Annotated in this window: 27 protein-coding genes; 5 read left to right on the top strand and 22 right to left on the bottom strand. The window is 63.9% G+C overall.

What is annotated here, in order from left to right; genetic code table 11:
* Nucleotides 1–2: 2 nt before the first annotated feature.
* Entirely contained in the window at nucleotides 3–1,232 is a 1,230-nt protein-coding gene (locus tag RND64_RS21865) for a citrate synthase (RefSeq protein WP_049699369.1), read from the bottom strand.
* Nucleotides 1,233–1,286: 54 nt separating this feature from the next.
* On the opposite strand from RND64_RS21865, the gene RND64_RS21870 reads away from it, so the two are divergent.
* Complete coding sequence (locus tag RND64_RS21870) at nucleotides 1,287–2,420, top strand: citrate/2-methylcitrate synthase (protein ID WP_049699484.1); 1,134 nt, start codon at nucleotides 1,287–1,289, stop codon at nucleotides 2,418–2,420.
* A gap of 1,564 nt (nucleotides 2,421–3,984) precedes the next feature.
* Nucleotides 3,985–4,509 (top strand): DUF1697 domain-containing protein, encoded by a 525-nt coding sequence (locus RND64_RS21875; protein ID WP_049699368.1) that lies wholly within the window; start codon nucleotides 3,985–3,987, stop codon nucleotides 4,507–4,509.
* On the opposite strand, the gene RND64_RS21880 is transcribed toward RND64_RS21875, so the two are convergent.
* The 5 genes from RND64_RS21880 to RND64_RS21900 form a co-directional block, all read right to left on the bottom strand.
* Nucleotides 4,506–4,994, bottom strand: a complete 489-nt coding sequence (locus RND64_RS21880) for a hypothetical protein (protein ID WP_049699367.1) — start codon at nucleotides 4,992–4,994, stop codon at nucleotides 4,506–4,508. The two genes, RND64_RS21875 and RND64_RS21880, sit on opposite strands and share 4 nt — an antisense overlap.
* 50 nt (nucleotides 4,995–5,044) lie before the next feature.
* Nucleotides 5,045–6,010, bottom strand: coding sequence for an isopenicillin N synthase family dioxygenase (locus RND64_RS21885; protein WP_049699366.1), 966 nt, complete (start codon nucleotides 6,008–6,010; stop codon nucleotides 5,045–5,047).
* Between the two features lie 33 nt (nucleotides 6,011–6,043).
* Nucleotides 6,044–6,496: a MarR family winged helix-turn-helix transcriptional regulator gene (locus RND64_RS21890; protein WP_049699483.1), complete on the bottom strand. Its 453-nt coding sequence runs from the start codon at nucleotides 6,494–6,496 to the stop codon at nucleotides 6,044–6,046.
* An 81-nt stretch (nucleotides 6,497–6,577) separates the two neighbouring features.
* Complete coding sequence (locus RND64_RS21895; RefSeq protein WP_049699365.1) at nucleotides 6,578–7,321, bottom strand: hypothetical protein; 744 nt, start codon at nucleotides 7,319–7,321, stop codon at nucleotides 6,578–6,580.
* A complete protein-coding gene (locus tag RND64_RS21900; RefSeq protein ID WP_442903961.1) occupies nucleotides 7,318–7,782 on the bottom strand; it encodes a CoA-binding protein in 465 nt (154 codons plus the stop codon). Before RND64_RS21900 ends, RND64_RS21895 begins: the two co-directional genes overlap by 4 nt.
* Before the next feature lie 107 nt (nucleotides 7,783–7,889).
* Between RND64_RS21900 and RND64_RS21905 the strand changes: the two genes are divergently transcribed.
* On the top strand, nucleotides 7,890–8,357 hold the full coding sequence (locus RND64_RS21905) for a hypothetical protein (protein WP_005177875.1): 468 nt from the start codon (nucleotides 7,890–7,892) through the stop codon (nucleotides 8,355–8,357).
* A gap of 1,722 nt (nucleotides 8,358–10,079) precedes the next feature.
* Here RND64_RS21905 and RND64_RS21910 read toward each other — a convergent pair.
* The 12 genes from RND64_RS21910 to RND64_RS21965 all read right to left on the bottom strand — a co-directional run bounded on the left by RND64_RS21910 (nucleotide 10,080) and on the right by RND64_RS21965 (nucleotide 15,911).
* On the bottom strand, nucleotides 10,080–10,565 hold the full coding sequence (locus RND64_RS21910) for a phage protease (RefSeq protein ID WP_331436300.1): 486 nt from the start codon (nucleotides 10,563–10,565) through the stop codon (nucleotides 10,080–10,082).
* 16 nt (nucleotides 10,566–10,581) lie between these two features.
* The gene (locus RND64_RS21915) at nucleotides 10,582–11,457 is read right to left on the bottom strand and encodes a major capsid protein (protein WP_331436301.1); all 876 of its coding nucleotides are present in this window, start codon (nucleotides 11,455–11,457) and stop codon (nucleotides 10,582–10,584) included.
* Nucleotides 11,458–11,468: 11 nt separating this feature from the next.
* Entirely contained in the window at nucleotides 11,469–11,846 is a 378-nt protein-coding gene (locus tag RND64_RS21920) for a capsid cement protein (RefSeq protein WP_331436302.1), read from the bottom strand.
* A gap of 2 nt (nucleotides 11,847–11,848) precedes the next feature.
* Nucleotides 11,849–12,400 (bottom strand): hypothetical protein, encoded by a 552-nt coding sequence (locus RND64_RS21925; RefSeq protein ID WP_331436303.1) that lies wholly within the window; start codon nucleotides 12,398–12,400, stop codon nucleotides 11,849–11,851.
* Between the two features lie 2 nt (nucleotides 12,401–12,402).
* Complete coding sequence (locus RND64_RS21930) at nucleotides 12,403–12,798, bottom strand: helix-turn-helix domain-containing protein (protein ID WP_331436304.1); 396 nt, start codon at nucleotides 12,796–12,798, stop codon at nucleotides 12,403–12,405.
* Complete coding sequence (locus RND64_RS21935) at nucleotides 12,788–13,063, bottom strand: hypothetical protein (RefSeq protein WP_331436305.1); 276 nt, start codon at nucleotides 13,061–13,063, stop codon at nucleotides 12,788–12,790. Before RND64_RS21935 ends, RND64_RS21930 begins: the two co-directional genes overlap by 11 nt.
* Nucleotides 13,056–13,232 (bottom strand): hypothetical protein, encoded by a 177-nt coding sequence (locus RND64_RS21940; protein ID WP_197501571.1) that lies wholly within the window; start codon nucleotides 13,230–13,232, stop codon nucleotides 13,056–13,058. Before RND64_RS21940 ends, RND64_RS21935 begins: the two co-directional genes overlap by 8 nt.
* Entirely contained in the window at nucleotides 13,229–13,531 is a 303-nt protein-coding gene (locus RND64_RS21945; RefSeq protein WP_331436306.1) for a WhiB family transcriptional regulator, read from the bottom strand. The genes RND64_RS21940 and RND64_RS21945 overlap by 4 nt, the downstream gene beginning before the upstream one ends.
* Nucleotides 13,528–13,938, bottom strand: a complete 411-nt coding sequence (locus tag RND64_RS21950; protein ID WP_331436307.1) for a hypothetical protein — start codon at nucleotides 13,936–13,938, stop codon at nucleotides 13,528–13,530. The genes RND64_RS21945 and RND64_RS21950 overlap by 4 nt, the downstream gene beginning before the upstream one ends.
* Nucleotides 13,939–14,137: 199 nt before the next feature.
* Nucleotides 14,138–15,382 (bottom strand): winged helix-turn-helix domain-containing protein, encoded by a 1,245-nt coding sequence (locus RND64_RS21955; protein WP_331436308.1) that lies wholly within the window; start codon nucleotides 15,380–15,382, stop codon nucleotides 14,138–14,140.
* Entirely contained in the window at nucleotides 15,379–15,660 is a 282-nt protein-coding gene (locus RND64_RS21960; RefSeq protein WP_331436309.1) for a DUF2742 domain-containing protein, read from the bottom strand. The genes RND64_RS21955 and RND64_RS21960 overlap by 4 nt, the downstream gene beginning before the upstream one ends.
* Nucleotides 15,660–15,911, bottom strand: a complete 252-nt coding sequence (locus RND64_RS21965; RefSeq protein ID WP_331436310.1) for a DUF6011 domain-containing protein — start codon at nucleotides 15,909–15,911, stop codon at nucleotides 15,660–15,662. Before RND64_RS21965 ends, RND64_RS21960 begins: the two co-directional genes overlap by 1 nt.
* On the opposite strand from RND64_RS21965, the gene RND64_RS21970 reads away from it, so the two are divergent.
* Nucleotides 15,902–16,051 carry a hypothetical protein gene (locus RND64_RS21970; RefSeq protein WP_331436311.1) on the top strand — a complete coding sequence of 50 codons (150 nt, stop codon included), beginning with the start codon at nucleotides 15,902–15,904 and terminating at the stop codon, nucleotides 16,049–16,051. The two genes, RND64_RS21965 and RND64_RS21970, sit on opposite strands and share 10 nt — an antisense overlap.
* 652 nt (nucleotides 16,052–16,703) lie before the next feature.
* On the opposite strand, the gene RND64_RS21975 is transcribed toward RND64_RS21970, so the two are convergent.
* The 4 genes from RND64_RS21975 to RND64_RS21990 form a co-directional block, all read right to left on the bottom strand.
* Entirely contained in the window at nucleotides 16,704–18,089 is a 1,386-nt protein-coding gene (locus tag RND64_RS21975) for a recombinase family protein (RefSeq protein WP_331436312.1), read from the bottom strand.
* A 100-nt stretch (nucleotides 18,090–18,189) separates the two neighbouring features.
* Nucleotides 18,190–19,062, bottom strand: coding sequence for a hypothetical protein (locus RND64_RS21980; RefSeq protein WP_049699364.1), 873 nt, complete (start codon nucleotides 19,060–19,062; stop codon nucleotides 18,190–18,192).
* A 1-nt stretch (nucleotide 19,063) separates the two neighbouring features.
* Entirely contained in the window at nucleotides 19,064–20,374 is a 1,311-nt protein-coding gene (locus RND64_RS21985; RefSeq protein ID WP_049699363.1) for an NAD(P)/FAD-dependent oxidoreductase, read from the bottom strand.
* A gap of 3 nt (nucleotides 20,375–20,377) precedes the next feature.
* Complete coding sequence (locus RND64_RS21990; RefSeq protein ID WP_049699362.1) at nucleotides 20,378–20,698, bottom strand: hypothetical protein; 321 nt, start codon at nucleotides 20,696–20,698, stop codon at nucleotides 20,378–20,380.
* 96 nt (nucleotides 20,699–20,794) lie between these two features.
* On the opposite strand from RND64_RS21990, the gene RND64_RS21995 reads away from it, so the two are divergent.
* A complete protein-coding gene (locus tag RND64_RS21995; RefSeq protein WP_049699361.1) occupies nucleotides 20,795–22,495 on the top strand; it encodes an FAD-dependent oxidoreductase in 1,701 nt (566 codons plus the stop codon).

A 22,495-nucleotide genomic window follows, 5' to 3' on the forward strand; every position in this document is an offset into this window, starting at 1 on the left:
GATCACACCCCCACCGGCCGCACGCCCGTGTACACCCCCTCGGGCCGGAACCGCAGCCGCTTCTCGCCGTACTCCTCGAGCGCGTGCGCGGTCCACCCGACGATCCGAGCAACGGCGAAGATCGTCTCCGCGGCATCGGGGCGCATCCGATAGCTCAGCGCGAGCGCGGCCAACGCGAAATCGGAGTTGACGAACGTCGACGACCCGAGCGCCCTGGTCACACTCGACATCGCGCTCGACACGCGCGGGTCCCCGTCGCCTGCGTCCCGCAGTAACTCCGTCAACGTCTCCGCGCGCGGATCACTGTGCCGATAAACCACATGCCCAGTACCCGGAATCCGCTCGCCCAGGCGCAGGCGTTCACCGACAACCGATTCCGGATCGTCGAGCGTCTCTGCGAGAAATCGGTACGCGAAAGTCGTTGCGCCGCCGTGCATCGGGCCGTCGAATGCACCAAGACCCGCGCTGACCACGGCGTACACACTTCCCCGCGCGCTCGCCGCGACACGGGCTGCGATCGTTCCGGCGGACAGGTCGTGATCGGCGAGCAGCACAAGTGCCGCGTTGAGTATCCGCACCCGCTCCGGCGTCGAGGGGTCGTCTGTCAGAAGGGGCCAGAGCCGCTCCGCGAACCCACGACCCTCGACGTCGGAACCGTCCACAACGTCAACGCCGACGATCGTCTCCAGAATCGTCGCCGCCTTGACGGTCACGGCTGCGGGATCGAGTTGATGCCTGCGCGCATCGTCGGCTCCGAGAAGGTCGACGATCAGTCGTATCCGATCAAGACCTCGCGCAGCCGGCCCGAGCGCGGCGTCGACCCGACCCGGCACATCGCCGACCGCACCCGGCGGGATAGTCGGCCACGGTTGCTCCCACAGCAGTGCCGCTACCTCCTCGAATGACATGTCCCGCGCGAGGTCGCCGACGGCGTGTCCCCGGTAGTACAGCCGGTCGTCGTGCAGATAGGTCAGTTGCGTCCGAATACGTTCGACGACGCCTGCCGGTGGCCGTGGTCGGCCTGCGGTCAACAGCTTCTCGACCTCGTCTACCGGAAACACGCTCCCCGACACACCGTCGATCCGCTGACTCTGCAACCGCCCGCGACTGACGTAGGCGTAAACCGTTGATGCCTTGACGCCCAACGCCTTTGCGACCTGTTCTGTGGTCAGGTAGTCGCGCCCGTCATGGTGCACCGGTGTTGGCCAGCGGCGTCGATGAATGCGTTGCACATATTGATTGAATCAACATTGACGACGATGCACCAAGGGGTGATCGTTGCACCCATGACTGATGTGCTGATCGCGCCCGCGGGCCTCGCGAATGTCGTTGTCGCCGACACCGAAATCGGTGACGTCCGTGGCGACGAGGGCTTCTACCATTACCGAGAGTTCTCGGCCGTCGACCTCGCACGCACCAAGACCTTCGACGAGGTGTGGTTCCTGTTCGTGCACGGACACCTACCCGACGAAGCCGGACTCGACTCCTTCGTCTCAGCGACCAGAGCGTTGCGGACACTCCCCGACGAGATCTCCGGCATCCTCGCGACGTCGGCGATGCTCGGTGGCGAGCGTGAACTCCTGACCGGCCTGCGCACGGTGATGTCGGCACTCGGGCCCACCTTCGGCGTCCGGCCCCTCTGGGATTCCGACGCACAGACGCGGCACTTCGACGCACTGCGGGCAACCGCGCTCACGCCGACGATCCTCGCAGCGCTGCACCGCATTCGCACAGGTCAGGAGCCGCTCACGCCCCGAGATGACCTGGGCGTCGCGGCCAACTGGCTCTACCTGATCACCGGCACCGAGCCATCACGGGAGCACGCCCGCGCCGTCGAGCAGTACCTCATCCTGACCATGGATCACGGATTCAACGCCTCGACCTTCACCGCGCGTGTCATCGCGTCAACGGGGGCCGACGTCCACGCAGCTCTGTGCGGCGCGCTCGGCGCATTCTCGGGTCCGCTGCACGGAGGCGCCCCGGATCGCGCGCTCGACTCCCTCGACGAGATCGTCGCACACGGCGACGCCCTGACGTGGGCGCGCGAGCAGGTGGCGCAGCGTCGTCGAATCATGGGTTTCGGGCACGCCGTCTACCGCACCGAGGACCCCCGATCGGTGCTGTTGCGCGAGGTCGCGCAAGGTCTAGGCGGACCGACGGTCGACGCCGCGATCGCCGCCGAGCAGGCCATCGTCCAGGCACTCGCGCAAGCCCACCCCGACCACCCGCGCTACGCCAACGTCGAGTTCTACGCCGGGGTGGTGATGGACGCCTGCGGCATTCCGCGATCGATGTTCACGCCGACCTTTGCGGTGAGCCGCACGGTCGGCTGGTCGGCCAACATCCTCGAACAAGCCAACAGCCGCAAGATCATTCGACCCGCCGCGCGGTACGTGGGGCCCGCTCCGATGGTGGGGTGACCTACGAGCCCGACGGCGCGTCGAAGCGCCTGGTGCCTGCCAGTCACACCACCACCACCACGGTTGCGAGACGACCCCTATTCAAGGACGTTCACCGATACGCCTCCTCGCCGACCGCACCCTCGACGAGCAACACCACATCCCCACGACCCAGCTAGGCGGTGCGCTCCCATTTTGCTTGCAGTGTCCCACGTCCACTCTCCGGCAATCCTGGACGCAACAACGTCCAGCTCGGCGCGCGAAGCAACACCACCGGCAGCAACGGAAATATCAATTGACCATACGTCATATTCCAATATCGTCAATATGCAACACAGACGACGAACACTTCTTAAGTGTCTCCGTTAGCGCCCATACGTACGACCCTGCGGGAAGAAGAATGCCAGGCGAGAATGTAACGAGTGGTTTAATCAAGCCCTTTACTGCCGCGACACCACCTAGTCGAAGAGCAATGATTATTGGAACCGCGAGTAGCGCGCCGAATCCACCCAGACAAATCGCGAAGTTGACCGAGTCGGCAATCCAGTCTCTCTTGGGATTATTGGGCTGACTACGCACAGGGCCGGAGCCATCGATGCTAATCCCAATCTTAGGCGGATCGGTTAGAGCACCCCATCCGTTTTCGCCCGGCAAGCCGTTACAGATGACTGAAACTTGGTAGTCGCCATTCGCGATCGGTGTCGTTTGATTCGGCCCCCACGCCCTTGTCGACCAGGTACCGTCCTCCTTCACGGGTACCCAACCGCTGAGGAAAGAGTAGCCTTTACCGCCGTCCGCGTTCGCGGACTGGCCTGTGAAGTAGCACTCGCGGATCACGACCCGCCCAGGAGTGAGCTCGAACCTTGTCCGCAGGCCCGAAGCAGAAGCAGTCAACAGACCGCCACTCTGCGAACCGAATCCGACAACGCCCTCAACCGCTCGATAGTTCGGGGTGGTGACCTTGTCAGCCGAGGCGACTGGGGTGGAAACTACATACGCAGACGCAATGCTCGCGGCTACCACTGCGATCGCGGTTAGTCGAGCCGAGCGGTTCATGAGATGCCTTTCAAGTTCATAGCCTTTGCCGCAACAAACGCTACTTCCAACGTCTGGCCATAACCAGCTCCGGGCCGCAGATTCCCCCGTTCAGACCAACGACTCTCGGTACCGCTAAGAGACCGCGGAAATGCATCACTAGGACGATACGTCGATATCTCAGAAGAGTGACCGATGCCGGTCATCCCGAAACATCAAACTCTTGTTGACGATGCCAAGGAAGTACGCAACGCATGCAACGCCGATGCGACCTTCGTAGCTTTGTCCGGTACTTACTGCAGCGCCTCAATACCGACTCCAACGAGATTCCGCGCCTCTCTGACGACCGCTCCCGCTGAGGGGGCGTCGAGGTCAATGTTCACCGGGTCACCGGCGCCGGCGTTGTGATCGGGGCCACCAGACCTGCTGCCCGCTGCACGGTACGTGGGGCCCGCTCGACGGTGGGCTGACCCACGAGCCTGACGGTGAGTTGACGTTCTGGGGACCAACGACGCTTACAGAGCGCCAAAGTCGGTGAGACACTGTAAACATGCCACGTCGAGCAGTACTGATCAGAGCGATCAACGTCGGTGGTGCGAAGGTTCCGATGAAGGAATTGCGCAGCATCGCAGGCGATCTCGGAGCAACCGACATCTCGACGTACATCGCTTCCGGCAACCTGATCTGCACGCCACCGGCGGCGCCGAACCATTTCGACAGAGCACTCGAGGCGGCAATCGAGCAGCGCTACGGATTCTTCCGCGAAGTGATCAGCCGTTCGCGCGACGAACTCGTGACCGCTCTCGACACCCACCCGTTCGATGTCGTCGACGAGAAGTTCTCGTACGTCTACTTTTTGGTGGATACGCCACCGGAGGATCGACTGAAAGCGTTTTCGGACAAGGTCTTCGGCAACGATCTCTCCCAGGTCATCGGCTCCGACCTCCACATCCGCTACGCGGAGGGCGCAGGCACCTCGAAGCTGACGGCACCCGTGATCGCACGGGGACTCGGCGTGCAGGGCACAGGGCGCAACCTACGGACCGTCCGCAAGCTGATCGAGCTGACCGCCTAGTGGCAGGCCCGCCCGATCGTGCTGATCGCGGCGTCGATATCGCTGCGCTGCTGCTCCGCGGGCGTCTCCCACAGCTTCTTCGGTAGTTCCTCGAGTTCGACGATGGCGGCGTCGATCGCTTCGAGTTCCGAGTCCCGCTCCTCCTCGGGGAGGGTCGAGACGTGAATGAGCTTGTCGTCCAAGTCGAACACTGCCGCGTCCAGACGATCGCGCTCGGCCACCAGGCCGGCGTCGTTGGCGATCCACGGGTTCTGGTGGACGTCGGCGATGGCATAGCGGATTCGACGGTGCATCCGCGCCTCCCGTGACGTCGACGTCGTCCAGTCGTCGGGGGCGCGGCTCGGCTGGCCGGGGATGAGGTCGTTGGAGCGCGCGAAGCGTCGAACCCGCTTGTCGGAATCGACGGCGAACCACGCCGCTCCTGCCAGAATGATCAACGCGACCGCAATGGTCACGATGATGACTATCCACGCGACCGCGCTCATGACTGGACTCCCTGCACCGACATCTCACCCGACACGGACATAGTCCGACCTTAGCCGTGGTGCCGCGCCGCGACGTCGGGATGCGCGCGTGTCCTCGACTTCCACGCGTTCTCCCCGTACGTCGAGTAGAGCGGGTTGGCCGGATCCTCTTCGACGCCGCGCGAGAGTTGTGCGAGGTCGGGCGGTAGGGCGAGCGTCGGGACCCGGGCGTCGAGCGCCGGGTTGAGGAAGTAGGGAATCGAGATTCGGTCGGTTCCCGGCGCCGGAGCGAGTACCCGGTGCCGCGTCGCCCGCAGGAAGCCGCCCGTCGCGACCTCGAGCAGTTCTCCGATGTTCACGATGAACGCACCCTTGAGCGGCGGTGCGTCGATCCACTCGTCGGCACCCGCCTCCACCTGTAGGCCGGTTGAATCCGGTTCGACGAGCAGCAGCGTGAGCACACCCGAATCCTTGTGTGCGCCAACGCCTTGCGATGTCTGCGTGGTGCCCGGATAGCGCACCACCTTGATCAGAGTGGCCGGTGCCGTCGCGAAGGCGTCGTCGAAGACGGTCGCATCGCCGGTGAGTGCGTGCGCCCAGTGACGCAACAGCTCCAACCCGACCCCCGACAGCGCGGCGTCCCACTTCTCGAACGCCGGACGCAGCTCCGGAAGGGCGGACGGCCACAGGTTCGGCCCCTGCAGATTCCAATACCCCTGGGCGTCCTCGATCACGTCGCGCTCGGGTCCGATATCGATCTGCTCGCGCCAGTCGACCTCCGAGTTGGTCAGTTCGCCACCGAGGCGCGAGTAACCACGGAAATGCGGACTCTCGAGCTGGCTGATCTCGTCCTTGGCATCAGCGGGAAGCGCGAAGAAACGCCTGGCCAGCGCCAGGATCTCGTCGATCTGCTGTTGCGGGACGCCGTGTCCGACGAGGTAGAAGAAGCCGACTCGGTGCGTCGCGTCGAGGAGCGCGGATTCGAACCCCGCGGGATCGGAGGCGGCCGTCGAGAGGTCGATGATCGGTAGACCCATCAGTCCATTATCTACCCGAGCTAAAACGGGTCCCTACGCGCTCGGCGCCTTCGCCGCCGCAACCGCGGCAGTGTTGACGCGCGTCAGGGCTCGGTGCAACTCTTCGAGATCAGACAGCTCGACGCCCAGTGCATCGACGACGGCCCCCGGAATCGACAACGCCTGCTCACGCAGTGCACGACCCGACGACGTGAGCTCGACGTCGACGTTGCGTTCGTCGTCGCCGCGACGCCTGCGCACGATGAGTTGCTGTTGTTCGAGTCGCTTGAGCAGCGGAGAAAGGGTCGCGGAGTCGAGTTGCAGCACCGCACCGATGTCTTTGACCGCCCTCGGTTCCGACTCCCAGAGCGCGAGCATGACCAGATACTGCGGATGCGTCAGGCCGAGCGGATCGAGCAATCGGCGATAGATGCGCAGTACCGAACGATTCGCCACGGCCAACGCGAAACAGACCTGCCGCTCCAGGAGTAGCGGGTTGGTGTCCATGTCGTGCGGATCGGCCGTGTCCTGCGAACTCACCTATTCAGTGTGTCATATTCAATCGTTCGCTATCGATTGGCGAGCTGCTCAGGCGGCAGTGCTCGGTGCTTCGGGGTCGGGCTGCGAAGGCCTACCCGCGACGAGGTCGGCAAGCTTCAGTCCATAGGAACCGAATTGCGCGTCGAAATGCTCCGCGCGATACGTGGCACGGTCCTGTTTGGCCTTCGAATAGTGCTTGCGTGCCCAACGAGAACCCGGGCGCGCCAACCGAACTGCGCCGATCCACGCGACCGGCGGGAGGTACGCCCCGATGACGGCCGTCGAATACTTGCCCTTGGCCACGCAGACGAGCAGCACACCGATGTGCACGACGAGGACCACGAGAATCACCACGTGGCCTGCGCCGAACCGTGCCGACTCGTCGTCGTCGGTGGTGACGGGATTGAGACCGAGCAGCAGTAGCCCGAGTGCCGCCACGGTGAGGGCAACGACCTGCACCGAGAGCTGGCCCTCCCGCGACCAGTACACGTCCTGCATGTGGAGGATCATCGCGAACTCGTCGAGCACCAGCGACGCCCCGATGCCGATCAGCACTGCCGCGATCTCGCCGGCGGGCGCAGTGCCGTCAGCCGCCACGGACGTGATGGCGCCGATGATCAACAGGATGATCCCGGGTACCGCGTGATGGATGTGCACGCCACCGGAGACGTTGTTGCGGAACGGCCCCTTGCCTGCGCGGATCAGGCGGGTGATGACGCGGGTGATGACGAACGTCAGCAGGAACGCCACGAACAGCAGCGCCAGTGGTAGTCCCGCCGGACCGTGGTTCATCGCTTCGGCGTGATCCCGGTGCGCTGCTGCTCGATCTTGAGGCAGCGATCCTCGACGTACAGCAGGCCTGCCTCCTCGGCGATCGCGCGCGCCTCCGGCGACGTGATCCCCAACTGCAACCAGAGCGCCTTGGCGCCCGCGGCGACGGCTTCACGAGCGATCTGCGGGCAGTCGGCCGACGGGCGGAAGACGTCGACGAAATCGACCTGCTCCGGAACGTCGGCGAGGGCCGGGTAGACGGCCTCCCCGACAATCGTCTCGGCAGTGGGATTGACCGGAATGATGCGCCAGCCCAGCGACTTCATCAGCGCGGGAACCCCGTTCGACGGCTTGGCGGGGTTGGCGCTGGCCCCGACAAGCGTACGACTTGAACCGTTCTCATATAAGAACGGTCCCGCTCGGTGTTCCAGCACCGGACGAGACCTCGGCCCACAACGGATCGGAACTCCGTCATGAACCATGCCCGGATCATACATCTCGCCGACTGCGTCACGATCATCGTGACGCTGGCTCTCTACTTCGTCCCCCTCGCTGTTCTGCGACTCTGCATGGAGCTGGGGTGGCACGCATGAGCCTCACAGTTGTCGCAGTTCGACGCTCGGAACCATCGGATCTGTCCCAGTTCGGCATCACCGTCAAGCAACGCAACGAGTCGCCGACCTACACAGCGGAGGACGGCGTCGTGTGGAAGTCTGCGTGCCTCATCTATGTCTGGGACGACGGGCGGATGACGGTAGTTGTGTTGACGGCGCTCACTGAGCGAGAACTCGGAGTCGTCTACGGACTCGCAGAAGACGTGTTCAGTGCCGGCGTCGCGAAATGCAAATACGAGAAGTGGACGCGGCTGCGGAAGACCAATCGGCGTCGCATCGGCGGGTACCGGGTTCACTACTACGTGCGTGCCGACGACGCTGATCCCCATAAGAAGTGGATGTCGGCGGCGATGGGCGACGAGCCAGAGAAGCTGTTGAGCACGTTGAAGGAGTCGGTTGACACCGAGGTCTCCGAGCAAGACCGGGGCACTGTGCAGCACTGAGTGCTCAGCACGGGGCTGCTCTTCACCAACAAGTGGATAAGAGCAGACCGACCTGACGACTACGCCGCAACCGTGGGCGTCATGTACACGGTTGGCCCCGCGCGGTGCTCATCACCGCAACTGCATGGCGAATCTCACCACGCAGCTACCTCCTAACGCCCTGACGGCTCAACCGTTGTGCTCATCTCAACGGTTGCCGGGTTCAACTCCCGGCGAGGGCACTCAGCGCACGCAACCACTCCAACCGCGTGCCCGTCGTCATCGACCAGCCCGACGAAAACCAGCGGTCAGCACGTAGCCCAGTCCTCAGCCGTGCTCTGAGGCCACCAGTCCCGACCTCGCGAACCGAGACCCGGTGCCATGACGATCACACCTGTCCAACGGACACGGTGCTAGCAGTCGTGGCCGGACGCGATAGGGGCATGGTTGTCGTGGGTCGAACGGGATGGGGTTAAAGCTTCTGCCACCCGCAGGGTGACACATCTGTGTCAGTAGATGTTCTTCGTCCCGTGTGGCAACGGCTCGGGATAGACCACCCTGAAACAAGCGGCTTTCCCGGCTTTCCCGGCTCACCCGGCTATTCACCCAGATCGAAGCCGGAAGGTGTTGTGCAATCCGGCTCACCCGGCACAACCTCAGGAAAAGGCTCTGAACAGCACGAACGCGAGGCGCGTAAGCCGGATACGCCGGATAAGCCGAGTGAGCCGGATCAAATGGCTATACCCAGCGAGCCGATTCGGATGGGTACCTGCAAGCTGTGCGGACGCCCCTGCAAACCCACGATTGCGGCTCACGTCGAGTGCCTGATGCGGAGAGCATCGTGAGAACGGACTACTCCGCGGGCCTCGTCGGTCTACTCACCGCCACCGCAGTGACCAGGCACGGTGAGGGACTTTCCGTCATTGGCGCCGCCCTGTTCGACCATTTCCTGACGCCGGGAAATGGCGTGCTCAGCGTCGGAGTTCGCCCCGTACGTGAGGTACTGAACGGGGGCAGGTGCAGGTGTGGCATTTGCCCCACCATGCGCCCCCCGTACGTGAGGGACTGAACCGGAAGGGTCGCGTTTGAAATGCGACCCTTCGAGATGCGCCCCGTACATGAGGGACTGAACGTCGGTAGGAGATCGGAATCTTCGGAAGTTTTCGATGCGCCCCGTTCGTGGGGATTGATCCATGCATGGTCATCATGACCACGGTTGCCGGAGCAGATTGCGCGGGTGCGGCGGGCGGAAATCCCAGCGGCGAGTGCCCCATTTGGACCACCTGTCAACTCTCGTGGCACGAGAATTACCCAAGAATCCGACACCGCCGATGCCATCACCGCCCGACTCAAGCGCGACGGCCCTGAACTCGTGCGACCTTATGCCTACGCTCCCACCACTTTCGTGACGCCACGAAAGTGGTGGAACGGAGCCAGGGCGGTGGCTCGAAGCTCGCGGACGTCCTTCGGCGAAAACACCCCGCGACCTGCGAAAAAATAAAAGCCTGACTTACCTCGGCAGTCATGGTGTGGGGGGTGTCTGGATATTTGGTGGGGGTGCCGGGATGGGTAGACCCCCGCTCGCCCGTGGTGGGTTTGCGGGGGTCTGGTGTCGGCGCGCTGGTCGGTCTGTGAGCCTGGAAAGTCCACTGGTGGGGACGGGGGCTCTCGCGGCCATGCATTCCCGTTGCCGGAACTGGAGCTACAGCGAGGGTGAGTTTGACGCGCCGAACGTTGTGGGGGTTACCGGAACCAGGTTGCGGCGTCGGTCAGGTCGTCGGTGTCGGCGGAGTGTCCGATCTCGGTTCGGGGGACGGCGGTCTCGTCGGGGACGGAGGCGAGGACGTCGGCCATGCCGGGGTCTGCGGTGATGAGTGTGACCCAGTGGTCACGTCGGGCTGGGGTGATCTTGCCCGCTCGGATCGCATCGTTGACCTGGCCGTCGATCTTGGCTTTCGCGGCTGCGGCTTTGACCTGTCGGCCTTCGGCGGCTTCGGTGCGGAGTGCGGCGAGGCTGTCGCTGTCGATGACTTCCATGCCGATACGCTTCGCGGCAGCGGCGACCGCAGACGGCTTGGTGTCCTTGCTGTCGCCGGTGTTGGCGGCTTGCTTGGCGAGGTCGTCGATGACGGCGAGGATTGCGTCAACGTCGGCGGGGTCGGTGTCGGCGGGCAGCCCGAGCAGTTCGAACAGTCGGGTGGTCTGGTCGTCGCTGAATGTCAATGTCATGCTGATCGTGTCTCCTTTATCCGGCGAGGCCGGTGATCTTCTTGGCGGCGTAGGGGCGGTCGACACCGAACCCGGGCACACAGAAGGTCTGAACCCATATGGAGCGCGTCGAGCGGTCGTCCCACTTGTCGACGGTCAGGGGTGCTTCGAATCCGACCGTGCCCACAGCACCTGCCTGCACAGCCCACGCGGTTCCAGCAGCGACGCGCGGGTTGGCGAACAGGCTCACACCTGCGCTCTTGAGCATGTCGGCGAGTCCGTCTCCGTAGGCGACGCGCAGGCTGTGCGCTTCGTTCGGATGTGCGACCAACAGGTCGTGGGTGACACCGAGTTCCTCGAGGTCTGCGGCCAACTGTGCGGCCGACAGGTCAGCGGTCGGTCGGGAGCCGGACGGGGTGAGTTGGGTTTCGGGACCGACGAGCACCAGATCCGACCAGTCGTGCCCGGTGACGGCTTCGATGGTGGCGTCGGCAATGGCGCCCATCGCGGCGATGTCGAGCTTGCGGGCAATCGTGTTCGCCAACTGCGTAACCTGCTGGTCTAAGTAGCTGACATCGTTGCGGCTGATCTGTTCGTCGGTGATCTGAAACTTGCCGCCCCAGTCCTCGACGACGGCAAGTTTGGGTTCGGGATCGACACCCTCGACAACCCGGTATTCGTTACCGGGAGAACGCTTCTCAACGTCGGTGGAGTAGAAGTCGGATGCCTGCACCACCGAATAGAGCATGCCGCCCCCGGTGACAGGTGCGCCGAGGTTGGAGAAAAACTTCGGCAGCAGTAGTTGTTCGTCGGCGATCTTGGCGATCTGGTTGCGGATGAGGTTGGGCTGTTTGAGCGCGACATCGACGGTCAGTCGACGCCCGTTCAGTTCGGGGATCAAAGCGTTGGGCATGTCAGTTCCTCTCAGAGAAGCGCGATTTCGGCGTCGGAGTTGTTGGTGGCGGCGGTGACGGCGTAGCCGACGACTTTGCCGCTGGTGGCGGTGATGACGCGGCCCGCGGTGCCGACCTCGACGTCGGCGCCTGCGGCGATCGCTGCTCCTGCGGTGACTTTGACAACGCCGTCACGTGCGACACCGACGAGCTCTCCGGTGTTGGCGTCGTGCTTGGCGACACCGAATGTGCGGGCACCTGCGGCGGGGTGTGCCACTGCAAGGTTGCCGTCCGCGGTGCGGTTGCCTGAGATTGCGACGAATCGGCGTGCGGTGATGGCGGCGGTCGCCTGGGCGGTGACATCACCACCGGGCGCGTACACGCGCGGGTTGGAGATGGATGTCGACATGTTCAGAGCACCTTCCGTTGGTTGCGGCGACGTCGAGCCGCGGCGATGAGAATGGTTGTGCGGTAACCGGTGTCGGGCCATCCGGCACCAGTGGTTGTGAGGGCGACGCGTTTGCGGGCTGACGCGGCCACCAGATCCTGTAGCGAATCAAGGGACGTGATGGCGGGTGCGGCTTCGCCGAGCAGTGCGAGGCCGGTCAAAGCCAGAGGCCACACCGTGCCGGTACCGTCCTGAAAGTCGTAGGCGGCTTCCACGGAACGGTCCGGGTAGTGCAGTGGTGCGGCGTCGGCCAACCATGCCGGCATCACGAGATCACCGACCAGAGTGTCGCCGTTGTTGGTTGTGCGTAGTTTGTCGACGAATCCGAAACTGGGTGTGCCGTCGAATCGTTCGTCGGTGTGACCGAGTTTGATCGGGGGTTTGCGTACGGCTCCCGCTGTGAATGCGTCGATCATGGCGGCGATGTCGTCGCGGGTCACTGTCCACGGTCCGGTGGAAGCTTCCCAGGTGCCTACCTTCACCAGATCGACGCCGGTGATGCGTTTTTCAGCCACGGTCACCCCTGTCGCTCGGCGCGGGCGACCACCGCTGCCGCTGGATATAGCCACCGCCCACCGGAACGTATGGCGGGGAGCCGACCGCGGCGCGCGAGGTCTCGGACGTTGCCGGGGGTGCATCCGAGGACGTTTGCGGCGCGTTCGGTGTCGACGAACTCATAGGCAGACAATGCGTCACGATCCGCCGAATCCTTTGCGCCACTGACGTACCCGCTAGTGGTAGAGCGTGTCGCGTCAGAACTCGCGCGAGAAAGGCGGCGTTCGAGGTCGACCAGCCGAGGCGACGGACGTGAATCTTGCTTGGCCAGTAGCGCGGCGAGTAGTTTCATCGCGCGTGCGAGGTAGTCGGCGTCGGAGGCATCGAGCAGCACACCGGAGACCTTCTCAATCGTCATCAGACACCCCATAGAGGACCGTGAGCCGATCCTGTAGCTGTGTGGGTTCCTCACCGTTGCGAGGCAGGCGAGACAACGCCCAGAACAGGGCGACGTTAATGTCAACGGCGCTCGCCTGCTCGGTGACCCACAGATCGGTGAGCGCGGCGTTGAAACCGTGATTGTCGGCGCGGTATCCGTGCAGCACCGCGCCGATCACCGCGCGCTCGATGCGCAGGCTACGGCGTACAGCTTTCACGTCCTGGTCGGGGAACTTGTCAGTCATGCTGTTGTCTCCTGAGTTCGTCGATAGCTGCGACTAGATCAGTCGCCAGTTGTGTGGCTTCGTCGATGTCGAGGCCGTAGCGGTCACCGACCAACGTCACGACGACTGGCCGCGCATAGTCGCGGGTGACGTAGACCGACGCCGAACCGCCTCTGCCGTAGCGCCTCACGCGGCACCGCTCCGTGGTCGACCAGGCAGGCGGGGTGAGCGAGCAGCGACGACAGAGCCGTCAGTGCGCCGCTGTGCCGCCCAGTCCCGGCACCGCTCGAGCACCGGGCAGCGATGACACAACGCTTCGGCGTTCGCGTGTCGGTACCGGGTGTCGGCGGCGTCCTCGTACGGGGCAGGAGGATCGAACAACTCCGGCGAGCCGACGCACGCGGCACCCGACAGGTCTGCGGTGCCGCGCAGTATCGCCTCGAGCAGATCAACCACGCCGCCCTCACGACGAGACACGTTGCGGCTCATATCGCCTCCAGCGGTCCGTATAGCTCGACACGCATAGTTGCCGCTGCGTCGTCGACATACACGCGGTAGTGGCCGCGGTCGGGTGTGCCGGGGTCACGCAACCTCCGATCGGTGAAGAGGAGTCGTTCGCCGCGTTGCTCGACGACGGCCGCGAACACATGCGAGATGTGAATGCCGCCGTCGACGACCTCGGTGGCTCGGATTGGTCTGCCATCGGAGTAGTGGGTGAACTCGAAGGTGGCTCGGTGCAGATTGGCGACCGTCTCGGCGAGCGCATCGGTCTCGAACTGGTGGTCGTCGCAGACGCCGTGATCGCTGAGGGTGTCAATCACCCACGAGAAACAATCTGTCGTCTCGAGCGCGGCGTAAATCAACATGTCGGTCGTGGGGTTCGGGGATTGGCTCATCAGTGTGTCTCCTTCGGGAAGTGGAATGGTCGTCGAATGCGGGCGCGTTGCACGGAGCCTCGAGGCCAGGCGATGGACGCGCATGTCAGGTGCTGGCCGCGCTCGATGTCCTCGTCAAAACTCATCGGGAACCGGCAGGCGCCACAGAGGGGGAGCCTCCGAGAGTTGTGCCAGATATGTAAGTAGGGGCGGGTAGGAGTCACCTGGAATCACCGCTCTTTCCAGTAGTCCTACGCGCAGGTACTAACTTTTCTGGCACAAGTAGGGACGACGGATCGATGTCGTCGGCGAGGAAGTATCGCCACACGGTGCGCATGTCCCCTTGCTGTTCCTCGTCACAGGTGAGGACTCCCAACATGTGCAGCGCCTGGAGTTGGCGGTCGACGGTGTTGCGCGGTTTATCCAGCCGCTTGCGAACCTCGGTCGTAGAAGATCCTGGGTGCGCAGCGAGGTCGTCGACAATCGCCAGGCGCAGCGGAGGCATCGAGTCACGAGCGCACCGAATCGCCAGCCGCAAGGCATGCTGGCGGTCCATTCCGAGCGCGACCGCACCGCGCATCACCTGCGCGAGTTGCTTGGCGAAGCGGGTGGGCATCTCGGGCGCGTGCGCGTCAATGACGTCGCCGCGGTAGTCGAACTCGACACCCGTGCGCGCGAGCGTCACCAGATCGGCAGCGGCGAGCACCTTGTCGGTCTCGTCCTCGGTGAGTGCGACGCCGACGAGACCTCGTCGCAGAAGCGCAGCCACAACATCAGCGAGGTCACCGCGCATCGCAGCCTCGTGGCCGGTGTTGCCGATAGCCTGCCTGCCGGCCTTCTGGCGACCAGAACGGGAATCCATGCGCACCAGCACGAACCGATCACCCATCGACGCGATGGCCGCGTGCGCTTTATCCCAGGCGGTCGTGACGGCTCCGACGACAACGATGCGACCATGCCAGTCGAGCGTGCGGCCACCATCAGAACCGACGTTGCGCGACCAGTGCCCGTCGTAGACCTCGCGCAGCGCGGCGAGCACCTCGGCGCGAGCGTCCTTGTTCATCGAAAGAATGCTCGTGACGTCCTTGATGACCAGTACGCCGCGCTCACCGATCTTGCGCAGCAGACCACCCGTCGCATCCTTGGCGCGGTCCTTCTGTGCCGTCGCCGACAGCAGTGCGCCCGGTGAGGACACCGTGGACGTGACGATTGCCCCGGCCCCGGCGAGCGCCTGCGCGGTCTCCGTCTTGGCATTGCCCGACCCGGAAATGAGCAGCAACCAGACCGGGTCGCCGTCGAGTTGCTCAACGGCGGCAGCAGCCAACACCGCATCGAGCGCGTCGGTGTCGTAATCGTCACCGAGCCAGTCGGTGAACGCCGCGTGGACGTCAGCGAGAGTCGCTGTCTGACAGGGTAATCCGTTCTCGTCAAATTCGGGCGTGTCGTAGAAATTGGGCACGCTCATGTGGTCACCCGCTCTATATAGGCGCCCGAGCGAACTGCAGCATCACGGTCACGAAGCCGCTTGGCGACCGCGGACCAATCCACAGCCTGCGAGACCGCCACGGCTGCATCCTTCAACGCATTCCGCTTGTCCTCGAGCGCGTCGAGCTCTTGCTCAAGACAGCCGCGGACGCCCTCAGTCAGCAACGCACAGAACATCGCCCGGTCGACGCCCTCCGGCAACTCGACGTCGATGAGTTTGTACCGAAGATTGTTTGCCTGCTCGTAGCTCAGTGACATCACGCGTCACCGTCCCTGCTCCGGCACACCGGGCCACGATGCAACGCAACGGATTTCGGAGCTACGAGCCACGACCCGCACGACCTGCACTGCACGGCAGGCCGGTAGCCGAGTTCGACGACGACAGACACGGCAGCGACCTCAGAGCGCTCCTCAGTGGTGAGGGGTTCGCTATAATCAAGGTAGTCGCGCACCCAATCGACTGCTTGAGATTCCCCGGCCCGCCCGCCGGGGTTTTTCTTTGCAATCATTCGACATCGCCGCCGATTGCGTCGTGGTCGACGTCGACGAGACCGAGGTCCGCGTGATCGGCCTGGGGTCGTGGACCGACGCGGAGCAGAGCCGCGATTCGTTCGCGTTGTTCGGAAGTGAGGGGCGGAGCTTGCGCTAATACCTTCGCGACATAGCTCTCTAGCGTCGCGGCTTTCAGATCCTGACGCGCTTCCGCAAGGGCGGGGTCGTCGGGCTGGCGATCACGAGATAGCGCTCCTACTCGAGCGCGATGGTGTGCGACTACGGAAGATGGCGCGGTAGCCATTGGTGCCTCCAGGGCAGGTCTGAGTAACCCGCCCGCTGAGGCGCTTGAATGCTGCGGATTAACCCTGTCCCAGCTCGGGGCCCATGCCTTAGGGCACCACGCTCGACTACCTAGGTCGAGATGCTTGCAACGCTAGCAGCTAGTCCCGTTAAGCTAATTTCCGACACGCCGTGTATCGACAGTTTGTTCAGAACCGCGAACAGCTTCTCCTCCCGCACAGGAACCGACGACACTCCTCGACACTTGCGGCATTCGAGGACGTAACGAGACCGAACCCGATCGGGTGACACGCGCTGATTGCGAGAGAACATTCCCTTCTCGGGAATGGCGTCATCGACCAACGTCGTGCCCGACTCTCTTTTTCCACTTCCCGAGAAGGGCGACGTATAGTGCTCGTTCCAGCGCCCCTGAGACCACAGCGGTCGTCGGAAGTTGGTTACCGCAACCCTCTTTGAGTGCCGGGGCGAATCACAGAAGATAAAAACCTGTTCGATTGACGGCTCGCTCATTGCTTCCATTCCACTTTCACTCGTTCGCTCACATGAAAGTCTTTACGACGCGCGCGCCCAGGGCCGAGTGGTAGCACCGTCACAACCATTAGCGCGTCGATGATCTTTCCTCGAATATCGGCCGTCAGCGAATCCCATTGAGATGCAATATCTTCCGCCATTATCATGCCGGCAACTGGGGAGCACTCACGCGCGACCGCCAATTGTTTATCCAATCGGTCTATGTCGGACTGGATTCTCGCACTGCCAAGGCGTAGCTGCGAACCGTCGATACTTCCCGTCGCGAAAAGCGCCGCCAACTCATCTTTCCGTGCTTGAAGTTCGGCGCGACGCCGACGCACATCCGACAAGTCCACATCATCGTCAGACGTAAAAACAGAAATCGCGTCCTGTCTTGAGAGCCTTTCCAAGACAAGGGCGCTCACAAACTCGTCTAACGGAGCTTGCATCTGCGACAGGTGATAACTCCGCGAGCACTGATAGTACCGCTCGCGCTTCACCCCGTGTTGCACGCGCATCGGCGCATCACATCGGCCGCAGCGGTAGACACCGGCGCCCTGGTTCCTTCGAGCGAAAGACACGTAGGACCGTCGACTCGGGTCGGACACGATGGTTCGGATTGCATTGAGGGTGTCGGCGTCGTAGATGGCGGGCCACTGGGCGGGTCCGACGATCTTTCCATCGGACTCGACGAGGCCCGCGTTTCGGGCGCGCGTCAACACGCGCCGGACGCTGGTCGCGGTCCAGCGATTCCCCTGACTTGTCGTGAACCCTTCCGCATTCCAAGCCCGCGCCGTCGACATCAACGACGCACCTGCGAGTAGGTCGTCAGCCGCCTTGCGGATGCGTGCTGCCTCCGTCTCGTTAAGCACCATCCCGCCGACCTCGTAGCCGATTGGCCGAACGCCGCCCCGGTACTTGCCCTCACGCGCCTGTGCCTCCTTGGCGCTCCGGATGCGCTCCGCGGATCGCTCGACCTCGTAACGTGAGATCGAGGCGAACATCGTTGCGCTCAGCCGTCCGCTTGGTGTCGACAGGTCGACTTCACCTGCACGGCAAGTTCGAATCTCGATTCCGCGGTCGTCGCAAATCTCGATCAGTTCCGACAGGTCGGGGATTGAGCGATACAGCCGGTCTGTATGCCAGGCCAGGACCGCGCCGACGTTCCCGGTCTTGAGCTTGTCGAGCATCCGCCGATACTCCGGTCGCGGCTTGCCGCTGTAGGCACTCACGTCGTTGTCTACGTAAGTCTCGACGACAGACCAGCCGAGGGAGTCGGCGAGCTTGAAACAATCGGAGCGCTGGCGCTCTACGCCGACGCCTTCACCGGTCCGATCCTGTGAGATTCGGCAGTACACCACTGCCGGTGAGTCGATAGGCACGAAGACAGTCTATCTTGACTTTGTGTCCCGACGACCGTGATCGTGTCGAAGGTGCGCAGGATCTGTTCGGCGACATCATCGGTGCTCATGGTGCCCAAGTCTAGGTGTGCACTCCCTGCGTGGCGGGCTGCTCGCCTTCCTCACTCGTCAACCACGCAACCAACGACGCACCGATGATCGCGCACACGAAGCCGACGACCGCGAGCCACTCCAGTCCGTCGACGGCCTTGTCTCCGAGGAACACCACACCGACGATGGCGGGAAGACCGGTCTCTCCGACGACGAGGACCGCGGTGACGGCGTTGACCGGTCCGATCTGCAGCGCAAGGGTCTGGATGTAGAACGCCATGGCACCCGCGATCGCGATGGTCCATGCTGCCGGATCTTTCAGCACCGTGAGGGGGTCGAACGGGGAGACGCCGTCGAGCACACGCACCGCGACTGCCAGCGCGCCGTACATGAGACCCGCGATCGCGCCTCCGAAGATGGCTCCGCGACTTCCGAGTGCCCGCATGACCGCGACGCCGAGTACCGCAACCGCCGTGGTGATCACGAACAGCGCACAGTGGAATTTCATGTCAGCGTGTGTCGACGCCTCTTTGGACGCCGATGCGCCGAGTACACACAGCGCGAACACGACGAGCAGGATCGCCGCCCAGTCTTTTGCGCGCAGCGCGGTATGGAGCATCACCGTGCCCAACAGTGCGGTCACGATGAGATTGCCCGCCACGATCGACTGCGCGAGGAACAGCGGCAGGAATCGCGCCGCGATCGCGCCTCCGATGAAACCGAGCATCACGGTCAGCGTGCCGAGGAGAAACGTCGGATTGGTGAACGCGGCTAGCGCACCGCTCGCCGATCCGCTGTTGCCGGAACCCTGTGCCGCCTCTTGTGCCCCTTTGGCACGCAGGACCGTCGAGAGTCCGTATGCCAGTGCAGCCAGACACGCCGCGACGATACCGATGACGTACATGTCACTCGTCGGGGTAGGGCTGATGCGCTCTGCGAGGGTCGCCGTAGGTGATCGCTCGTTCGCTTCGAGTTCCGGTGATCAGCGTTGCCGACCAGGTCACCAGCGCGCCCATGCGGTTCCGAACGCCCGCGAGGAAGGCCACGTGGATCACTCCCCACGCGAGCCAGCCCAAGGTTCCCGACATTTCCAGAGGACCACTCTGCACGATGGCATTTCGTCGCGCGATGTAGGCGGCATTTCCGAGGTCGTGATACTTGAAAGGCTTACGTTCTGATTGTCCCGCAACGAGATCCGCGATCACGCCACCCACGTGACGTCCACCCTGCATGGCCACCTCTGCCACGCCCGGCAGTTTGTTCAACGACGACGTGTCGCCCGCGACGAATACCTCGGGGTGTCCTTCGACGGAGAGGTCGTCGCGCACCGGAATCCGACCGGAGCGGTCGGCCTCGACGCCGAGCGCCTTGGCGAGAGTCCGCGCGAACGGGACAGCCTCGACGCCCGCTGTCCACAACGTCGTCCTGGCTTTGTATGTCGTGGTCTCGTCGGTCTTCTTGTCCTTGGTCGTGACCGTGTCCTCGCCGACGTCGACGACATGGACCCCGAGATGGGTTTCCACGCCGATCCTGTCGAGGGTGCGCTGCGCCTTCTTGGACAGCGACTCGGTGAACGACGGCAGGATGCGATCGGCTCCGTGGAAGAGGAGAACCCGGGCTTCGGTCGGGTCTATCGAATCGAACTCTCGACCGAGTGCGAGCGTCGCCAATTCGCGTATCTGTCCGGCGATTTCGACGCCGGTAGGGCCCGCGCCTGCGACAGCGAAGGTGAGCCACTTCCTACGCTCCTCGGGATCGGTGAGTGTCTCGGCAATCTCGAAGGCGCCCAACACTTGTCGTCGAATCGCAAGCGCGTCGTCGAGCGTCTTCATGCCGATCGAGTTCTCGATCGCGTCGTCGCAGCCGTGATACGCGGTCCGCATGCCGGTCCCGACGACGAGGTAGTCGTAGCTGATCTGTGCGGGACTGCCGTCGGCACCGAGAACGGTGAGAACCTTTGCCGCGACGTCGATGTCGTCGGCCTCGCCGAGCACCACGTTGACGTTGCGCTGACGTCGAAGCAGATGCCTGATCGGGCTGGTGATGGCACCTTCCGAGAGCACGCCGGTTGCGCACTGGTAGAGAAGCGGCTGGAAGAGGTGGCTGGTGCCGCGATCGACGACGGTGATCGAGACCGGCACCTTCTTGAGTCGCCGAGCTGCGTGTACTCCGGCGAACCCGGCTCCGATGATCACTACGTGTGGCTTGGAGGCCATGCTTCAGGCTCCCGTGTGAGAGGTGGTGGCGGTGCGGGAGGTGACCGCGTACGTCGCGGCGCCGAAAGCACCGGTCACCGCGAAGACCGCTGGCCATGCGCCGATCTTCTTCGCGAGTGGGTGCGACAGCCCGAACGCTGCGAGGTAGCCCGTGAGAAGTCCGGCCGCCGGTCCCGGCCCCCTGCTCAGCCACTGGCGCGTGCACCAGGCGCCCGCAATTCCGAGGACCACGCCCCCGAGTGGACGTTTGCCGGTGTACCGTGCGGTCGCATATCCGCCGATCAAGCCAGCACTGGCAACACCGACAGTGGGATCCACATGCATGCCGGTCAGCCTAGCAATGGTTGAGGCTGCGCCGCGTGGTTGCGCGTTGAGCTGAGCGCCCACTCGACCGACGCCGATTCCTGCCACACTGGAGCCATGGGTGACCAACCCGCAATCGTGCTCGTGTCGTCCGGCCACGCAGAGCAACTTCGCGGCGAGTTCGGCCGGTACCTCCGTGACTATCGCATCGAGTGTGCGGAGTCGGCCGTCGGAGCGGTCGTGCTCCTCGGCAGCCTTGTGGGCGAGGGGGTTCCGGTGGCGCAGATCGTCGTCGAGTCCGAGTTGCCCGACATGTCGGTGTTCGAGGCGCTGAGCACTTTCCGAAGCATCGTGCCGACGGCCAAGCGTGTCGTCGTCATCTCGTGGGAGAACTTCGGCGCCCACATCGAGTTGCTGCGACCCGCCCTTGCGAAGGGCAAATTCGACACATTTTTACTCATGCCGCGCGGCGCTCGCGACGAAGAATTCCACTACGCGATCACCGAGATGCTCTCGGATTGGGGAGCGACTGTCGCGACCCCGGTCGTCGATTCCGTTCGTGTCATCAGCGACTCGTCGTCGGCGCTCACGCTCGGCATCAGGGACATCCTCGACCGCATGGGGATGCCCAATCGGGTGTACCCCAGCGACAGCGTCGAGGGGCAGGCAGCCATCGCGCTGTACGACTCGGGTGGCGCGCCCGTTCCGTTTCCGCTCGTCCACTCCATGGCCCCGAAGTTGCGTAACCGCGTGATCGCTCCGGGCACAGCCCGCGACGTGTCGGCGCTCATCTACGGACGGCCGTCGGATGTGGATGAGGACGAGATCGTCGACCTGGCGGTCGTCGGCGCGGGACCTGCGGGACTTGCTGCCGCCGTGTACGGCGCTTCGGAAGGCTTGTCGACGGTGGTTCTGGAATCCGATGTCGTTGGGGGACAAGCGGGTACGAGTTCGATGATCCGTAACTACCTCGGCTTCCCGCGCGGCATCTCCGGCATGCGTCTCGCGCAACGCGCCCGCACACAGGCAACACGTTTCGGTGCGCGCTTCTACTCCGGCTGGCCGGTCGACGAACTGCGACTCGGCGTCGACGACGCTCCGCATCGCCTCTGCACCGAGGGTGGCGACGTGTTGGCGAGAAGTGTGCTCATCGCGAGCGGTGTCGCGTATCGACGACTCGGTGTCGAATCGCTGGAATCGCTTGTCGGGTCTGGTGTGAACTACGGCGCAGGGATGTCCGCGGCTCGCGAGATGGACGGCCGTGACGTGTTCGTCGTCGGCGGTGGCAACTCTGCCGGACAGGCCGCGATTCATCTCGCCCGCTTCGCGCGCTCGGTGACGATTCTGGTTCGACGAGCAGACCTCACCGAGACGATGTCGCAGTATTTGATCGGCGAGATCGCCTATCACCCGCGGATCAGCGTGCGTGGTACCACCGAGGTCATCGACGGCGGTGGTGATGGTCAACTGGAATGGCTCGAGTTGTGCGACACCGTCACTCGCGCCAGCGAACGGGTGAACGCAGGCGGACTGTTCTTGCTGATCGGCGCCGAACCGCACTGCGACTGGCTGCCCGACAGTATTGCGCTCGACGACCGCGGATTCGTGCTGACCGGACGCGACGTTCCGAAGGATCAGTGGCCCGGCGAACTGCCGCCGCCGAATCTTGCCACAAGTGCCGCAGGGGTTTTCGCCGCCGGCGACATCAGGGCTCAGTCGATGAAGCGTGTCGCTGCAGCGAGCGGCGAGGGTGCAAGCGCCGTCCCGATGGTGCACGCGTGGTTGGCGGCAAGAAGGACGGCATCAGCCGAGAGCTGA

This window comes from Gordonia sp. w5E2 (assembly GCF_036540975.1).
GTDB classification, from domain to species: Bacteria; Actinomycetota; Actinomycetes; order Mycobacteriales; family Mycobacteriaceae; genus Gordonia; species Gordonia jacobaea.

Excerpts from the sequence above, each read along its gene's own strand:
- RND64_RS21980 (WP_049699364.1), bottom strand. The coding sequence starts at position 19,062 with ATGTACGTCATCGGTATCGTCGCGGCGTGTCTGGCTGCACTGGCATAC.
- RND64_RS21900 (WP_442903961.1), bottom strand. The coding sequence starts at position 7,782 with ATGGTTCATGACGGAGTTCCGATCCGTTGTGGGCCGAGGTCTCGTCCG.
- RND64_RS21935 (WP_331436305.1), bottom strand. The coding sequence starts at position 13,063 with ATGACTGACAAGTTCCCCGACCAGGACGTGAAAGCTGTACGCCGTAGC.
- RND64_RS21965 (WP_331436310.1), bottom strand. The coding sequence starts at position 15,911 with ATGATTGCAAAGAAAAACCCCGGCGGGCGGGCCGGGGAATCTCAAGCA.
- RND64_RS21985 (WP_049699363.1), bottom strand. The coding sequence starts at position 20,374 with ATGGCCTCCAAGCCACACGTAGTGATCATCGGAGCCGGGTTCGCCGGA.
- RND64_RS21930 (WP_331436304.1), bottom strand. The coding sequence starts at position 12,798 with ATGACGATTGAGAAGGTCTCCGGTGTGCTGCTCGATGCCTCCGACGCC.
- RND64_RS21905 (WP_005177875.1), top strand. The coding sequence starts at position 7,890 with ATGAGCCTCACAGTTGTCGCAGTTCGACGCTCGGAACCATCGGATCTG.
- RND64_RS21995 (WP_049699361.1), top strand. The coding sequence starts at position 20,795 with ATGGGTGACCAACCCGCAATCGTGCTCGTGTCGTCCGGCCACGCAGAG.
- RND64_RS21955 (WP_331436308.1), bottom strand. The coding sequence starts at position 15,382 with ATGAGCGTGCCCAATTTCTACGACACGCCCGAATTTGACGAGAACGGA.
- RND64_RS21920 (WP_331436302.1), bottom strand. The coding sequence starts at position 11,846 with ATGTCGACATCCATCTCCAACCCGCGCGTGTACGCGCCCGGTGGTGAT.
- RND64_RS21870 (WP_049699484.1), top strand. The coding sequence starts at position 1,287 with ATGACTGATGTGCTGATCGCGCCCGCGGGCCTCGCGAATGTCGTTGTC.
- RND64_RS21880 (WP_049699367.1), bottom strand. The coding sequence starts at position 4,994 with ATGAGCGCGGTCGCGTGGATAGTCATCATCGTGACCATTGCGGTCGCG.
- RND64_RS21990 (WP_049699362.1), bottom strand. The coding sequence starts at position 20,698 with ATGCATGTGGATCCCACTGTCGGTGTTGCCAGTGCTGGCTTGATCGGC.
- RND64_RS21915 (WP_331436301.1), bottom strand. The coding sequence starts at position 11,457 with ATGCCCAACGCTTTGATCCCCGAACTGAACGGGCGTCGACTGACCGTC.
- RND64_RS21890 (WP_049699483.1), bottom strand. The coding sequence starts at position 6,496 with ATGGACACCAACCCGCTACTCCTGGAGCGGCAGGTCTGTTTCGCGTTG.
- RND64_RS21875 (WP_049699368.1), top strand. The coding sequence starts at position 3,985 with ATGCCACGTCGAGCAGTACTGATCAGAGCGATCAACGTCGGTGGTGCG.
- RND64_RS21885 (WP_049699366.1), bottom strand. The coding sequence starts at position 6,010 with ATGGGTCTACCGATCATCGACCTCTCGACGGCCGCCTCCGATCCCGCG.
- RND64_RS21910 (WP_331436300.1), bottom strand. The coding sequence starts at position 10,565 with ATGACATTGACATTCAGCGACGACCAGACCACCCGACTGTTCGAACTG.
- RND64_RS21960 (WP_331436309.1), bottom strand. The coding sequence starts at position 15,660 with ATGTCACTGAGCTACGAGCAGGCAAACAATCTTCGGTACAAACTCATC.
- RND64_RS21950 (WP_331436307.1), bottom strand. The coding sequence starts at position 13,938 with ATGAGCCAATCCCCGAACCCCACGACCGACATGTTGATTTACGCCGCG.
- RND64_RS21945 (WP_331436306.1), bottom strand. The coding sequence starts at position 13,531 with ATGAGCCGCAACGTGTCTCGTCGTGAGGGCGGCGTGGTTGATCTGCTC.
- RND64_RS21895 (WP_049699365.1), bottom strand. The coding sequence starts at position 7,321 with ATGAACCACGGTCCGGCGGGACTACCACTGGCGCTGCTGTTCGTGGCG.